Genomic DNA, 14,228 nt, shown 5'->3' on the forward strand with positions numbered 1-14,228 from the left:
TCAATCCTGCTCAACCGATAGGGGCACCGGCGGGAGGGGCGGTAGATCAGGTGGCGGCGGCGCCTCCTGAAGGAGATCAGAGGTCAGTGCATCCGCAGGCTCCGCCAGGAGAACCTCTGCGGGATTGGCCGTGGGCTCATCGAGGACGATCGGCGGCGGCAGATCGGGGGGTAACGGCGCGAAAGGCTGCGGCTCGATCCAACTGTCATCCGGATCGGGCTCGGCAGGTTCCAGCTCCCGAATCAAGGCAGGCTGCTCCCGCAAGACCAACGGATCCGCCGTGATGGGGGGTTCCCGCAAAGGAGCTCGATCCACATCAACCCCAGCGTCGCCGGCATCGGCAGGGGCCCCAGGCTTGATGGGGGTTGATGGTCCCCAAATCATCCTGGCCAAGGGTTCGACACCCTGTTCCATCACCCTGTTCAACCCCGCCAGGGCGCGATCAGCGAGATGGTTACCGAAGGACGACACACAGTCGGCAGGGCCATTGCAGGCCTCATCCATCACCAGTTTTGGCGTCAGACCAGCGATCAGGTTGCCCTGCAGAGGGATCTGGCGCGGGCTCAACCGCAGCATGTAGGGCACATGCACAAAGCTGGTCGCCCCACCACTGATCCAGTTCGCGTCCTCTTCGGTGAATCCTTTGACCCCAGGAATGATGAACCGACTCTTCGACGCATGATCCGGCATGTAAGCCGCGAGGTAGCCCCTGCGATGGGCCAGCTCCTTGCTCTGTTCGAGGGTCAGACCGTCACGGCTCATCAACACTTCCATGCGACCGTCCTGCCGCAGTCCCATCACCATGCGGATCCGCGGGAGGTAGTAACGGATTCGCTGGCCCATGCTGATGCTGTAAGCCCCCTTGTAGCTCTCGGGTGGCGCCTCGAGGTCGTTGTAGAGACTGTGGAGGCCACCGATGAAGGTGTCGTAGGTCTGGCTGCGGGTATCGGTCAGCTCCCCATAGCCGAAATCAATGCTGCCGTCATGGCGGATGCCGACATAGGCACGCTGCCGTGAGGCCGTGCGGTTCCGCCCACGCCAGACCTTGCTACCGAATTTGAGATCGCCTAGAGGCACAGTGATCTCACGGCCAGCATTGTCCACATGGCGCTCATACATGGGGCCTGAGACATAGGCCAGAGCAGCGCTGTCCTCGTAAGCGTCCTGTTCACGATCCCAGCCCTCCAGCAACCCGAACCGCACCCGTCTTGGATCGAGATCTAGGGCGTAGACCTCGTCGTCTGGGATGTAGCTGAAAGGCTCAGCATCCAGCCGTCTCTGTTGAGCAGGGCTGACATCCCGGGCACCGCGATCGGAGCGCTCGGGAGCGACAGGCGCCAGAGCGATCAAGCCGCCAAAAACTACGAACGGCATCGCCAGCAGCAGCCATCTCTTGCGGAGCTGCCTGCTCCGCTTGGGTCGGATCCGCAACTCAGCAGGCTGAGTCACGCGATCCTTCGCTCTCGGTGGTGGGGGAGTTGTTCGAACCAAGGAATGATGGAGCCGTCAGCAACCAGCCATTGCCGGTAACGGTCGCCGCAGTCATGGCCTCCCGTCAACTGTCCGAAAGCGGGAATTACAAGACGCGGACCATCCGGATCAAAGGCGAAGCAGGGCAAACGCAACTGATCAGAACGGCTGCGAAGCCGGGTCATGGGATGCAAATGGCCACACACATTCAACAAACCTGGCTCCGGAACCCGTTCAGGGGCATGACTTAACCAGAAATTGCCAAGCCGCTGTGATGGCTGCTGGGGCATGCCTTCAATCCAGCTACCGCAATCATGGTTCCCACCGATCAGCACAACCGGACAACCACAGAGATCAGGCAATGCCAACAACGTGTCCCGCAGCGGAGCTGTGATGCCAATCCGGGCGTGCACCAGATCACCCAGAACAAACAATCGCTCAGGCGCCCAGGCGTGACACAGGGCCAGCAGTGGATTCAGGGTTCCTTGATCACCGTCACTGGGCATGGGAACGCCATGGGCCTGGAACACCTCGGCTTTGCCGAGATGCAGATCGGCCACGAACAGCTCACGACCCTCAGCCCGCCATAACGCCCGCTGGGGCAAAAACGTCAGGGAGCTCTTGCCCCAGGCCCACTCCAATGGGGTCATGAATGGTTCAGATGTCGGATCTGTAGCGCTGGCTGCATCTGATTCCCGACGTCGTGCCTCAAGCTTTGGAGACCTCAGGGAGACTCATTGTGGCGCGAAGCGAGGGTCCACACCAGCTCGCGATTTCAACTCTTCGAACACTCGAACAACGGTTAAGGGTTCTGGAGGAGGCGGGCCGTTACGAATGTGCTTATGCCCTGAGGATGGAAGTTGCCGACTGGTTACTCGGAGCCAGAGATGCCAATCTGACTGCACCACTCCATCCCTAAGCCTTCGATGACCATTGCCCTGCTGATCGCGCTAGCGGGTTCCCTGGCTGCAATGGCCGTGATCGTGCGTCGATTGGAACAGCGCTGATGCCAACCCTTCGACGCTGGTCCTTCGTACTAGCGCTCGCCTGCATCAGCAGCGCAGTTCCAGCGCAGGCCGAGCAGCTGAAGGTTGGGATCAGTGGCTCACCTCCTTTCGTGATCAAGGACGGAAGTCACTTCAGCGGCATCAGCCTCGAAATCTGGAGGCGCGTCGCCGAAGACAACAACATCAGCTACAAGCTGATTCAGCAACCGACGCCCAAAGCCGGTATTGAAGCGGTGGACGACGGAAGCATCGACGTGCTCGTCGGCCCGATCAGCATCACCTCCCGCCGACTTGCCATCCCAGGGATTGACTTCACCCAGCCCTACTTCCTTAGCAAGGAGGGCATCCTTCTTCCCCTCAAAACACCCTCCATTTTCAGTCGCGTTCAGGTGTTCTTCGGCTGGGCCGTGATCTCCTCGGTTTTGGTGCTGATCAGCGTGCTGTTTGTGGTTGGCAGCCTGATCTGGATGGCCGAGCGGCAGAAGAACAGTGAACAGTTTCCCCGCGACTGGCTTCCCGGCATCAGCAGCGGCATGTGGTTTGCCCTGGTGACCTTGACGACGGTGGGCTATGGCGACAAAGCGCCCGTAACGCGCACCGGCCGTGGCATCACGGGAGCCTGGATGGTGATCTCGCTGATTGCGGTGTCCTCCCTGACCGCCAGCCTCGCGTCGGCGTTCACGTTGTTTCTCTCAGGCGCCACAGAAACAGCGATCGACAGTCCTCAACAGCTCAGCAACCGACGGGTCGCCGTCGTTGAAGGCACCGATGGAATGGAATTAGCGGAAAACCGGGAGATGCGCGTTGTCCCAGCTCCCAACCTCGCCAGCGCCGTTCAGTTGGTGATGTCACGCAAGGCCGATGCCTTGATCTTCGATCGACACTCGATCCGCTATCACCTCAAAAACAACCCGGATCTTGCGGTGCGTTTGGCACCATTCAACGTGTCGGACGAAACCTACGGATTCGTGCTCAAGCCAACGAGCCCGCTGCGGACGCCCATGGGTGTGTCGATTTTGAAGCTTCAACAAAGTGGAGAGGCAGAGAACATCGCCAACAAGTTTCTGGATTGATCCTTTGCTTAGCCCAGCGGACGATGACGACGCAGGGCCTCTTCCAGCAGATAAGCGGCCAAATTTCCACAACTGCGCCCCTCGGCGAGAGCATGCCGCTTGAGGTCATCCATCACCCCCCGAGGCAGGGTGACATTGATGCGCTCCGAACCAGCCGCATCCGCCACCGCAGCCGTGCTTGGGGCCATGGCCTGACCCTCGATCCGCTGCTGCAACTCCTGAACCAGGTCTTGAAGGAGGGACACGATAACGTGAACATATTCACTCAATATAAGCACAATATCGTGTGAAACAGGATTGCGTAATCTTGAGCACCCTTTTGAGGCGCCATGCATTCCCTGCCGCTGAAGCTTGCTCCCGGCAGTGATCTGCGCCTCAGCCTTGAAGAGCTGGCCCAGCGGGACGGCATCAGCGGCTTTGTTCTCGGAGTGGTCGGCAACCTCACCAAGGCGTCGTTTCAATGCCCCGGCCAAGCCGACCCCACCGTGCTGGAGGGCGACCTCGAAGTCATCACCCTCAATGGGACCTTCTCCCCTGAGGGCGTTCATCTGCACCTGAGCCTGTCGGATGGGGCCTGCCAGGTCTGGGGAGGCCACCTGGAGCCAGGGACCATCGTGCAGAAAGGCGTCGACCTGCTCATTGGTGTGATTGAGCAACGCGAAGGCAGCCCTGCGCCGCAATCCTCGACACCACGGCTGGAGATCGCCGTTCTTCCCGGATGCCCCTGGTGCAGCCGTGCCCTACGCATCCTGAGAACCCTGGACCTGCCGCACACCGTCACCACCGTCAACGACGACGCAGCCTTCCAGGCCGTGCAACAACGCAGTGGAATGACCACCTTCCCCCAGGTGTTCATCGACGGATCCGTGATTGGTGGCTACGACAACCTCGCCGCCATGCAAGCCGCCGGTGAACTCGACGCCCTCCGCTGAACCGCCGGAACAGCCACCCCCGGAGCAGCCGCCGTTCTGGTCTCTGAAACCCTGGTGGTGCCAGCCTTGGTCCATCGTCTCCACAGGGGTGCTGGTGGTTGGCGGGTCCTGGGGACTCCTGCATCGCCTGTGGATCAGCCTTCCCCTGGCCCTGGGCGTGTTGGCCTGGTGGCTGCTGTTTCTGGTGCTCGTCCCGGCCGCCTACCGATCCGCTGCGGAACCGCACGGATGAGGTCTTCAGCCTTTCGCTGCATCGACCAGCAGCTGTTCGCACGGGTTGCCGCAGAGGCTTTGAGGACGCAGAAGATCAGTTCCACACCCTGGTGGCCCTAGACGCAGAAAGCGTGATTTTTGAACTGAAACAGGGGTCCTATTAGCCCTCGCAGGACAAGGACGTCCTCAGCCGCTTCCCCCTAAGAGGGCACACCGGAGGCCGTCACGCCTGGCGTGACGCTGCGCGGGAACGCTGCTTCTCCTCGAGCAGTTCTCCCTCCAGCTGTTCAATTAAACGGCTGACCAACGCCTGGAATTCCGGTTGGCAGCCACGAAACGCCGCCTTGTGACGGATCGGCTCGTTGCGCATGCGCAGATCGGTCAGCATCAGCTGAAGCGAATCAATCCGAGCGTTGGAATTCATGGACTGAGAGGACGTTCCGAAGGGAGGTTATGACGCAGCTGTTTCAAAGCTCCAGCTCTCGCAGCAGACGGTTCTGCGTCTCCCGACCGAGAACGGCATGGGCCGCCATGGCACCACTCGCCGCGACGGGAGGGATTCCTATGCCGGGGAAGGTGCTGGCCCCACAAAGCCAGAAATTGGCAAGGGGCGTCGACACCCCAGGGAACAACCCTGCAGCGGCTGAAAGCGAAGGGCCATAACTGCCTTGATGCACATTGAGGAAATGGCTGTGGGTCAGCGGCGTTCCCTCCATGATCAACTCGCAGCGGTCGCGAATGTCGGGGATACGTCGTTCCAGCACGCGCCAGAACACAGCGCATCGCTCCTGTTTCATCCGCTGATACGCCTCACTGTCGCGCTCCAGATCAGCCCAGAGCTCCCACGGCTCGCTGGCCGGGGTGTAGGCATGCAGCACATGGCGACCCGGCGGAGCCATGGAAGGATCCAACACCGACGGGATGGACAACACCACGGCATTGCGTTCGGCGTCGATCCCACGCTCCCAGTCATCAACCCAGACGGTGTGGATCGGCAGATCCTCCAGCCCCGTGGCATCAAAGCCCAAATGCAGATGTAGAAAGCCATTGCAGGCCGGCGTCGCCTGGCGTTGACGCTGCCACTTCGGCGCGACGGAGTCCGGCAGCAGCGCAAGGGTGGACCAGATATCGGCATTGCAGATCACCTGCCGCGCCGCGATCGACGTTCCATCCGCCAGCGTCGCACCCACGACGCGGTCCCCCTCCACCTGCAGCTGTTGCACAGCCACACCCGTGTGCAAGTTGCCCCCATGGGCCTTCAATCCACCCACCAAGGCCTCAACCACCGCAGCACTTCCACCAACGGGGTAGTCGAGATGGGCCTCCGGTTCGAACCACTCGCCGAACAGCGTGGCCATGGCAGCCGCATTGGTGTCTCCCATCGGCATGCCACTGATCAGGAAGGAGAGGAGATCCACCCAATGGCGCAGGAAGGGATCGGTGAGGTGACGATCGACCAGGGGGCCGAAGGAACCGGAGAGATGACGCATCGCCGTGAGGTGCGGCAACAAGCGCCCGCCGCGCTTCAGCAATTGCGCCATGCCATCCACCCCGGGTCGCAGGGCCAGCAGGGGCAGGGCATCTGCGGCGGCAGCAATCGGCCGAAGGGCTTCGACAAAACGCCGCCATTCCGCGGCCACCTCGGGACCGCGCAGGCCGCGAACCACAGCCTCAAAATCGTCATGCCCCACGGCGATGCGCAGATCACCTTCCGGCAACAGCACATCCCAGGTTCGATAAGGGATCACCTCCAAGGTCTGGCCTAAAGCGCGCAGCACCTGAGCCAATGGATTGCTGCTGGGCCAGCGACCCAGACCACTCCAGAGGGATGGACCGGATTCAAAGTGATAACCCTGGCGTTGAAACCCATGGGCGGCCCCACCCGGTTGGTGATGGGACTCCAGCACCAGCACGTCGCGACCAGCGCGGGCACAGAGGCCAGCGGCACATAATCCGCCGATGCCGCTACCGATCACAAGGATGTCGACGTCTCTTTTGAGCATCCATGAAGCACGCGCGTCATCATTGTGGTCATTGGCGCAAGACGATGCGCAATCGACTACTGCTTCCCGTGCTGATCCTGACGGTGGCCTGGGGTCAGGAGCTGATCGACCAGCTGATCTTTGCGGGGCAGTGGAATCTGCCAATGGGACCGGATCAACCCTGGTGGGGGGTCCTGACCTCCCCCATCAGTCACGCTGGTTTTGGACATCTCATCTCCAACAGCCTGGCCTTTCTGCCCCTGAGCTGGCTGGTCCTCAGCAGGGGAATACGCGATTACCTGAGCGTCTGGCTTTCCGTGCTGGTGATCAACATTCCGGTCGCCCTGTTCTGGCCCACACGGAGTCATGGTCTCTCCGGGGTGGTCTATGGGCTCCTGGGCTACCTGCTGCTGATCGGCTGGCTTGAACGTCGCATCCTGTCCATCGTCCTGGGGCTTGTGGCGTTTTGGCTCTACGGCTCAGCCCTGATCGCCTTGATCCCCGGCGTTTCAGCCGCCGGCGTGAGCTGGATCGGCCACAGTGCAGGCTTCATCGGCGGATTGGTGGCCGCTCTAGCGATGTATCGCGAGCCCTCTGCCGATTGAGGTCAGGGGTGAGACAAGACAGCATCGAGAAACGCCAGGGGGCGATGCATGGTGGCGGAATAACCCAGCAGACTTTGATCGCGATGGCTGTAAATCACGCTGTCATCAGCATCAAGCAGCACCGTGGCACCGCGCTGGGTGATGTAGTCATCGCAAGGCACATAGGTGCGCCAGTGCCGGAGCACTTCGTTCATGTTGCGCAGACGCTTGGTTGCAAGTTCAAAAGGTCGCTGAAAGCCATCACCACCGGCCCGGCGGAACAGACCTCCACGAAAGCGGGGCAGAGGAAACGCCTCGATCCACTCCTCGTCATCGAAGATCTGGGCAGCTGAGCGATCACCGGTGTAACCACGCAGCACCTCACGCAGGGTGCCTGGAGATCCCACACCGGCACACATCAGCAGAAAACCAGGCCATGGCCCACCAGGCAGATGCAGCCCGGACTCCAAGCCAAGGGAGTGATGCAACACCGGTGAAGAATCCACGATCAGCTGCTGCAGGGGAAACGCCGTGAAGGCAGCGAAGCGCTCAGCGCCAGCAGCGTTGCCAATGCCGAACAACTGAACCTTGACCCCGGCCGCCGCCAACTGGGGAAGCCTCGGCACCAACGCCTGGGCATATTCGATCGAGTCGAAGTCACCCAGCTGGCCGAGCACAACAACAAGACGCTTGCTGACGCCTTCCATGCCTGGGATTTCAGCGAGACGATCAAGCAGTGGCTGAATGGGGATCATTGCCGTCGCGACAACCCGGTAGACAAAAAGGGCTGTTGTCAACGGAATCGTGGCAAACATCGGCGAGCATTGTGTTCAGCACCATTCCCTCCCGCAGCAGGCGGGGGTGTTCAAGAGACAGCAAACCATTCCAGATCCGCCAAGCATTGACGGCATGGCAATTCAACGAAAAGAGCTGTGATTTGTGCTGAATGAATGCATTAATTAGGTGAAACGGGTTGAACCAGTCTGTTCGCAATCGATTCGTCTCATTCGCGCATCAGAGACACGAGAATCAACCAAGGTCATCACTCCAGATCACACTGGTCCGATTCGAACGCGTTTTCAACGACAGATGACTCGTCTTCGAAACAGCGTGATTGAATCGAACTCATCAACTTGAATTTATAAATGTCAAAGCAGTGGGATGTGGTCGTCATTAGTGGCGGACTTGCTGGCATTACAGCTGCACGCGACCTCCAGCAACGCGGACTTCGCACCGTGGTCATTGAGGCCAATGATCGCCTTGGCGGCCGCACCTACACCATCGAGGACGAAGGCTGCACGGTCGAACTGGGCGGAACATGGATTCACTAGACCCAACCATTCATCTGGGCTGAAAAGGAAAGGTATGGGCTCAAGATTGAGGAGACTCCCGGCTGTGTGGCTGAACACATCGCCATCCATCGCGGAGATCGTATTGAAGCCCTGGGCGAACACGAAATTGCCGAATTCATGGACGGGTTTGATCAATTTTTCTCCGAAGCGATCCAGGTTTGGGAACGCCCCTATGACGCTCATCACACCTGGAAAGCCATCCAAGAGCGTGACACGATCTCCGTTGCAGATCGCCTGGCGTCACTCAATCTGACGCCGCTTCAACAAGCCTCTATCGGAGGATTCCTTGAGATCCTCTCCATGTCTGCACCTCATTCAGCATCGTATGTGGAAATGATGCGTTGCTACGCCCTATCCGGGTGGAACACTGTTGTCTTCAAAGACACAGCTGCACGCTACAAGTTTGCCAACGGAACAGGTGCTTTGGTGGACGCCATTGTGCGCGATGGAAATTTTGATGTCATCACCAATGCACATGCAACAACGATCACTCATGGCCCCGATGGCGTGAGGGTTGAAACCAGTGAGGGGAACATCTATCAGGGACGAGCCGGAGTCATCACGCTTCCCATGAATGTGATGAATACGGTTTCCTTCAATCCACCTCTTTCTGCTATTAAACGAGAAGCAGCTGACCTCAAACATGCCGGGGGTGGATCCAAGGTTTTCTTTGTCGTAAAAGGCGATCCCGGCGCCGTGATGACCTTGGCTCGCAGTGCGGACTCAGCGCTGATTGGCAGCTTCACCTACCACCGCGGGGAGCATCAATCCCTGCTGGCGGGCTTCAGCTTGGAACCCGATGCACTGGATAAATCCGTCGAGGAGTGGCAATCGATCTTCAATGCTTACCTGCCTGAGCTCGAGATCATCCGCACCTTCGGACACCCCTGGGGAACGGACCCCTTATCTCAGGGCAGTTGGTGCAACTACCGCCCAGGCACCGTGACGCGCTTCGCCGAAGCTCTTCCCCTCCGAGAAGACAACCTCTTCTTTGCCTCCGGAGACCATGGCGATGGATGGCGGGGCTTCATGGAAGGAGCCATCGCCAGTGGATCACAAACAGCGATAGCCGTTCTGAAAACGTTAGGCCAAGGCTAACTGCACTATGGGTACAAAAGAAAACAGACAACGAGTAAAAATCTATGCCAAAGGCAATAAGCCATCAAATAAGTCCAATACTAGCGAATAGGCCTTTGCTCAGAATCATTAACAGGCAAATTGAGGTTCCAGCCACCAAACTAAAATTAACTAATTGGAAAATTACCGGGCTTTGCAGCGATTCCAACTGCGCCGTCGGCTTTTGATCTTGACGAGATCCCTCCCAATAGGCGAAGACCAAACCCTTCTTGGCCACAAGCTTGTCACGAGTATTTAGCGAGCCGTAGCCAAACTCACTAATCATTTGCGATTGCTGCTTAATTTTTTTACTCTCGGCCACAAAAACAGACTGTATCCAATTACTATGCGCGCGAATACCAATCGCAATCCAAAAGATTACTGGAATGCATACAAGGAGGTTTAGATAGTCCATTGAAGTAAAAGCATATTCTGACCATTGATTTCTTGAGCGGTTATTATTTTGATCGCAGTCGCGCTGATATATCTTCCATTCCTGTGATGATTTTTGGCGAAGACGGCCAAGAATGGATGCAATATGCACATAAATTTGCTACTCAGAAAGGGCAGCTTGGTTAAGCCTATACGGATCATTCGGGAAAATGCCCCTAAAGCACCACACAAAAAACTAAACTCAACTGGATTTGATTGATTATTACTTACTGCTTACTCACGGGGCATTTAATTACCGGGTAGCAATTTCATTGCCAACCACGGCATTTAGCCTGGCATTGAAGTTTCTATAGTAATTTCAGACTTCTTTCACTTGAAACGAAAGCCTATTTCTTTGTTGCAGATGACTGATCGACCGAAGCAGATTGTTCTTTCACAGTTGCGGACGGCTTCTTTTGACCCTCTGAAGTCTCACTCTTTGTTGCAGATGATTTTTTCTCAGATACAGATTTCTCTTGTTTGACCACTTTTTCCTGTTTGACTGGTGGCTTCTTTTTGGGTTTCAGCTTGCTTGTATCCAGAGCACTTTCACCAAATGATTTATAACCCAGCAAGACCAGTCCGCCGACCACAGGGATCGAAGCAATACCACCCATGGCAATTTCAAATCCACTTAGAGCCACGTTTCATTTAAGCAAATACAATTGCAATACTGCACGATAAAAGCGTTTTAGGATTTCAAAACGCACTATGGGCAAGTATCAAATGGTCAAAGTTTAGACTCTTTTTTGCATGGCAAATGTTTTGATCCTTCATTTTACTGTCACTTATTGTCTTGCCTATTATTCTTTGGATGTAATTCTTACATTAAAGAATTTCCAGGTTAATTGGCCTCCCTTTCTTCCAGGGCTCGTTTACGATTCAATCTATCAAGCCAAAACTCCCGGGTTGACGCTATATCAGGTCGCTTACCTCAGCGTCGATCAGATCTATCGGCAGAATTAGCATCTGAAATAATCGGGAAGTGCTACCGCCAGATTTTTTTTCATGCGATGTCTTTTGATCGCGATCCTTTTCTAGAATCTCAATTTAAGTCTGGCAGCATCACAGTAAGGGATTTCGTAAGGGGCTTGCTCCTCTCAGAGCGTTTTTACAATGGATATGTTGCATGCAACAATAACGAGAGAATTGTCGAGCAGGTTTTAGGGCGGGTTTTGGGCCGTCCTGTTTATGGCTCAGACGAAAAGGGGTCTTGGTCTATTGTTATTGCTGAGCAAGGATTTTCAGGATTTGTTGATGCTGTTCTTGCCTCTCCTGAGTATTTTGAGAGATTTGGAAATGATGAGATACCTGAACAAGTTAATCGAACCTTGCCAGGCCGTCCTCAGGGTGAGATGCCCATCTATCAGCGCCTGCCCCGCTATGGAGAGAGTTGGCGCGAGCGCTTGATTCGTGATGGGTTGATGTTGTCTATAGATGCTTTCAATAAAATTAGTCGTCCAATGACGGTATCCCGTCAGATTTACGAAAAGCCAAAGGGTCGTCTTCTCAAGCTTTGGCTTCTTTTCTTAATTGTTGGTGGCGCTGGAAGCCTTTACTTGGTGCTTTTAATCTTCAGCCAGATGTTTACGATTCGCTGAAATTTTCATGGAAGCTTGGTACAGATGTACATAGAAAGAAATCTGGTTGATGCAGCTTTTTCATCACATCCTGGGCAGCTTCGTACGGGATCCGAACCATCTTTAGGCGGAGGACTTCGCGACAAAGCAGTTTGGGTTGAGGAAGTTGACTGCATTGGCTGCCGTTATTGCGCACATGTAGCGTCCAATACTTTTGTGATGGTTCCAGAAACAGGTCGCTGTCGTGCGATTCGCCAAGACGGTGATTCAATTGATCGAATCCAGGAAGCGATTGACACCTGTCCTGTCGATTGCATTCATTGGGTCGATTTTGAAGACCTCAACTGAAGAGCTGATGTTTATTTCAACGCTCAATGCTTCCGGTTACGACTGCCGGTAGCTGGTCGGTAAAGGTTGGCTAGTAAACCCAAATACTTAAAACAGGCTGGCGGAGTTGCTCAGCACCAGTGAGAAACGCTGATCTGACTCCTCCCCTTCAAAAGAGGAGCCAGGCTGTGCATGCGGTGTCTGCGTGGGAAAGATCGCTGACACTCAGCGCCCAATGACCATGCAGGGGCCAATGGATGGAGGTGTGGACCCTCCAACAACACCATCACCCGGCTATCGGTTCAATGCTGTTCCGATGAGGCGAAAGCAGCGACCATATGAGCCGCAGCCATGTTGTGGCTTAACTCGCCTTCAGTGAATCATGCTGGTCGGACCCCCAGACCTCTCATTGGCAAGGCGTCAGATTGGGCGGAAGGGTTCCATAAGACCTTGCCTTGCACACGCCCTGAGAGAATCAAAATAAAGGGAGAAAGCAGGTGGGCAAAAAGTCTGGCTTCACCAGTGCAGAGATCGAGGAGATCAAGCGTCTGTATCTGAAGGAAGGTCGATCGATTCTCCAGATCCCCAAGATCCTTGGCAAAGGCAGCGAAAACTCAGTGCGCAACGCACTGCATAAGGCACGAATCAAAAATGCACCCGAAGAACGTATCAAGCTTGATCGGTTCAAGCCAGAGCAAATCTATGGAGAGATCACTCTCTTAAAACGACTCACAAAATCAAAAAAGCTGAGATTTCACGCAAGATGCACATGTGGTTATGAATTTGATGTTGACCCTTTTCGGCTAACATTGCCAGAGCATCACAAAGACAGAATTTCTGCATGCCAACGGTGCAGCAAAGAGAAATAATCTCCAATACCTCGCGCTTTTCACGACAACTGAGACGACAGTCGATAACAAGCAATAAACCCTTTTCCCTGTCAGGCCAAGGCCAGACGACGGCGCCTGTATCAAGCCGAGGCCATTTTAACAATGGCTAAAGAACGAAGTATCCAGTGGAACCTTGCGGGCCTTCAGCGACGATGTAGAACTTGAAAACATTTTTATTCACTCCCTACTAAGCCATGGAACTCACCTTCTTGGGCAACAAATATGCAAAGTCAGAGAAAGCAACTACCAGGCCAACAATCCAACTCAAATACATGGGTAAATCCTATCGGGCCGATCAAGTCAATTCGGTTCGCAATTCCGTTGTTCTGACTTATCGCGGCGTCTCCTATTCCAAGGCCTGAACAGGCTCAGGTTCCACCCCTGCCCTGTCGCCGCCGGCCTCAGCCCTGATGGGGCAGCAGAAACTACGGCAAGAAGATCAAGCATCAGCAAAAATGGCGGGATGAGATTTCTGATCACAGCCCTTGTCGCGTCATGGGCATTGGTCTTGCCGGTGCGGAGTGCGGAACCGATTCCCCTCGTGGTGGTTCCCTTTGACGCAGCATGGGGATCGCGACGTCTTCCCGTGCAGCCAGCAGCGCTTCTGCCCCCACCGCCAGTCCCCGAAGCGAAGCAGGACACGGAATCCAAAACTGAACCGAGACATCAGGGTCAGCGCTGGTGCCGTGGCCGTTGCTAATGCCACCACCGCTGTCGCTCAAACGCGTTTTGTGTAAACCGAAGACATCACTTCTGACTCCCGTCATGCGACACACGGCTCTGTTGATGGCCGTAATCCTTTGGGGCTCCACGGCTCTCGCAGGCGGGAATCGGGCCACAGCCCAGGGCCCCTCAGAGCAGTTCGCCACCGCAGAGGCCATGCGCGTGGTCCCAAAAGGGGCAACGATCACCGACACAACCTGCAAAAGCATTGATGTGGGATTCAGCAGCCGCTATCAGTGCACCATCACTTACAGCCCCTGAGCAGATCAATGAAAGGCTTGCTTGCTCCGTGTTGGGCCTTGCTGCTGCTTGGAGTACCGGCCGCGGGACGCGCCGCATTCGATGAGTGCCAGCTGATGGATCAGGTGCTGAATCGCCTGGGCAACGCCATGGCAATCAATCGAGCAATCATCGCTGAGAGCAGTGACAGCAAAGCTGTTGCTGTGGCGAGCGAAGCTCTTGCCCAGCAGAACGAGAGCTATCGACGCACAAAGCGCCAGCGCTCCAAAGCAGGCTGCGAAGGCTGGGAACGGGACTAACTGATGCC

The 14,228-nt window shown here is 56.1% G+C and carries 18 protein-coding genes and 1 pseudogene; 10 read left to right on the forward strand and 9 right to left on the reverse strand.

The window, feature by feature from the left end; all coding sequences use genetic code 11:
- Together DXY29_RS12055 and pdeM are read right to left on the reverse strand one after the other, a co-directional pair.
- Positions 1-1,374 carry a hypothetical protein gene (locus tag DXY29_RS12055; RefSeq protein ID WP_244279404.1) on the reverse strand — a complete coding sequence of 458 codons (1,374 nt, stop codon included), beginning with the start codon at positions 1,372-1,374 and terminating at the stop codon, positions 1-3.
- A 71-nt stretch (positions 1,375-1,445) separates the two neighbouring features.
- Positions 1,446-2,120 carry a ligase-associated DNA damage response endonuclease PdeM gene (gene pdeM, locus DXY29_RS12060; RefSeq protein WP_115025266.1) on the reverse strand — a complete coding sequence of 225 codons (675 nt, stop codon included), beginning with the start codon at positions 2,118-2,120 and terminating at the stop codon, positions 1,446-1,448.
- Positions 2,121-2,476: 356 nt separating this feature from the next.
- Here pdeM and DXY29_RS12070 point away from each other — a divergent pair, with 356 nt between their 5' ends.
- Positions 2,477-3,550: a transporter substrate-binding domain-containing protein gene (locus tag DXY29_RS12070; RefSeq protein ID WP_115025267.1), complete on the forward strand. Its 1,074-nt coding sequence runs from the start codon at positions 2,477-2,479 to the stop codon at positions 3,548-3,550.
- Positions 3,551-3,558: 8 nt separating this feature from the next.
- On the opposite strand, the gene DXY29_RS12075 is transcribed toward DXY29_RS12070, so the two are convergent.
- Complete coding sequence (locus DXY29_RS12075; RefSeq protein ID WP_115025268.1) at positions 3,559-3,795, reverse strand: CopG family transcriptional regulator; 237 nt, start codon at positions 3,793-3,795, stop codon at positions 3,559-3,561.
- Between the two features lie 84 nt (positions 3,796-3,879).
- Between DXY29_RS12075 and DXY29_RS12080 the strand changes: the two genes are divergently transcribed.
- Both DXY29_RS12080 and DXY29_RS12085 read left to right on the forward strand, forming a co-directional pair.
- A complete protein-coding gene (locus DXY29_RS12080; RefSeq protein WP_115025269.1) occupies positions 3,880-4,482 on the forward strand; it encodes a PCC domain-containing protein in 603 nt (200 codons plus the stop codon).
- The gene (locus tag DXY29_RS12085; protein ID WP_115025270.1) at positions 4,460-4,714 is read left to right on the forward strand and encodes a DUF6737 family protein; all 255 of its coding nucleotides are present in this window, start codon (positions 4,460-4,462) and stop codon (positions 4,712-4,714) included. The genes DXY29_RS12080 and DXY29_RS12085 overlap by 23 nt, the downstream gene beginning before the upstream one ends.
- Before the next feature lie 204 nt (positions 4,715-4,918).
- Here the strand turns inward: DXY29_RS12085 and DXY29_RS12095 are convergent, their stop codons facing one another.
- Positions 4,919-5,119, reverse strand: coding sequence for a hypothetical protein (locus DXY29_RS12095; protein ID WP_115025271.1), 201 nt, complete (start codon positions 5,117-5,119; stop codon positions 4,919-4,921).
- A gap of 43 nt (positions 5,120-5,162) precedes the next feature.
- Positions 5,163-6,698 (reverse strand): NAD(P)/FAD-dependent oxidoreductase, encoded by a 1,536-nt coding sequence (locus tag DXY29_RS12100; RefSeq protein WP_115025272.1) that lies wholly within the window; start codon positions 6,696-6,698, stop codon positions 5,163-5,165.
- A 44-nt stretch (positions 6,699-6,742) separates the two neighbouring features.
- Between DXY29_RS12100 and DXY29_RS12105 the strand changes: the two genes are divergently transcribed.
- Positions 6,743-7,282: a rhomboid family intramembrane serine protease gene (locus tag DXY29_RS12105; protein WP_115025389.1), complete on the forward strand. Its 540-nt coding sequence runs from the start codon at positions 6,743-6,745 to the stop codon at positions 7,280-7,282.
- A 2-nt stretch (positions 7,283-7,284) separates the two neighbouring features.
- Here the strand turns inward: DXY29_RS12105 and DXY29_RS12110 are convergent, their stop codons facing one another.
- A complete protein-coding gene (locus DXY29_RS12110; protein WP_115025390.1) occupies positions 7,285-8,016 on the reverse strand; it encodes an AhpC/TSA family protein in 732 nt (243 codons plus the stop codon).
- Between the two features lie 390 nt (positions 8,017-8,406).
- Here DXY29_RS12110 and DXY29_RS12115 point away from each other — a divergent pair.
- Positions 8,407-9,711: pseudogene (locus DXY29_RS12115) on the forward strand (flavin monoamine oxidase family protein).
- Between the two features lie 64 nt (positions 9,712-9,775).
- On the opposite strand, the gene DXY29_RS12120 reads toward DXY29_RS12115, so the two are convergent.
- Positions 9,776-10,273 carry a hypothetical protein gene (locus tag DXY29_RS12120; RefSeq protein ID WP_136987772.1) on the reverse strand — a complete coding sequence of 166 codons (498 nt, stop codon included), beginning with the start codon at positions 10,271-10,273 and terminating at the stop codon, positions 9,776-9,778.
- 235 nt (positions 10,274-10,508) lie between these two features.
- Positions 10,509-10,805: a hypothetical protein gene (locus DXY29_RS12125; protein WP_115025274.1), complete on the reverse strand. Its 297-nt coding sequence runs from the start codon at positions 10,803-10,805 to the stop codon at positions 10,509-10,511.
- A 369-nt stretch (positions 10,806-11,174) separates the two neighbouring features.
- Here DXY29_RS12125 and DXY29_RS12130 point away from each other — a divergent pair, with 369 nt between their 5' ends.
- From DXY29_RS12130 to DXY29_RS13945, 3 genes are all read left to right on the forward strand, one after another.
- Positions 11,175-11,762: a phycobilisome rod-core linker polypeptide gene (locus DXY29_RS12130; protein WP_244279392.1), complete on the forward strand. Its 588-nt coding sequence runs from the start codon at positions 11,175-11,177 to the stop codon at positions 11,760-11,762.
- Between the two features lie 24 nt (positions 11,763-11,786).
- Positions 11,787-12,089, forward strand: a complete 303-nt coding sequence (locus tag DXY29_RS12135; RefSeq protein WP_115025276.1) for a ferredoxin — start codon at positions 11,787-11,789, stop codon at positions 12,087-12,089.
- Positions 12,090-13,152: 1,063 nt separating this feature from the next.
- The gene (locus DXY29_RS13945) at positions 13,153-13,320 is read left to right on the forward strand and encodes a DUF4278 domain-containing protein (RefSeq protein ID WP_115025278.1); all 168 of its coding nucleotides are present in this window, start codon (positions 13,153-13,155) and stop codon (positions 13,318-13,320) included.
- Between the two features lie 114 nt (positions 13,321-13,434).
- Here DXY29_RS13945 and DXY29_RS13145 read toward each other — a convergent pair whose 3' ends face one another.
- Positions 13,435-13,725, reverse strand: coding sequence for a hypothetical protein (locus DXY29_RS13145; protein WP_136987773.1), 291 nt, complete (start codon positions 13,723-13,725; stop codon positions 13,435-13,437).
- Between DXY29_RS13145 and DXY29_RS12155 the strand changes: the two genes are divergently transcribed.
- Both DXY29_RS12155 and DXY29_RS12160 read left to right on the forward strand, forming a co-directional pair.
- Entirely contained in the window at positions 13,724-13,942 is a 219-nt protein-coding gene (locus DXY29_RS12155) for a hypothetical protein (protein WP_115025280.1), read from the forward strand. The two genes, DXY29_RS13145 and DXY29_RS12155, sit on opposite strands and share 2 nt — an antisense overlap.
- Positions 13,943-13,950: 8 nt before the next feature.
- A complete protein-coding gene (locus tag DXY29_RS12160; RefSeq protein WP_115025281.1) occupies positions 13,951-14,220 on the forward strand; it encodes a hypothetical protein in 270 nt (89 codons plus the stop codon).
- Positions 14,221-14,228: the final 8 nt, after the last annotated feature.

This window comes from Synechococcus sp. UW69 (genome assembly GCF_900474185.1).
Lineage (GTDB): Bacteria > Cyanobacteriota > Cyanobacteriia > PCC-6307 > Cyanobiaceae > Parasynechococcus.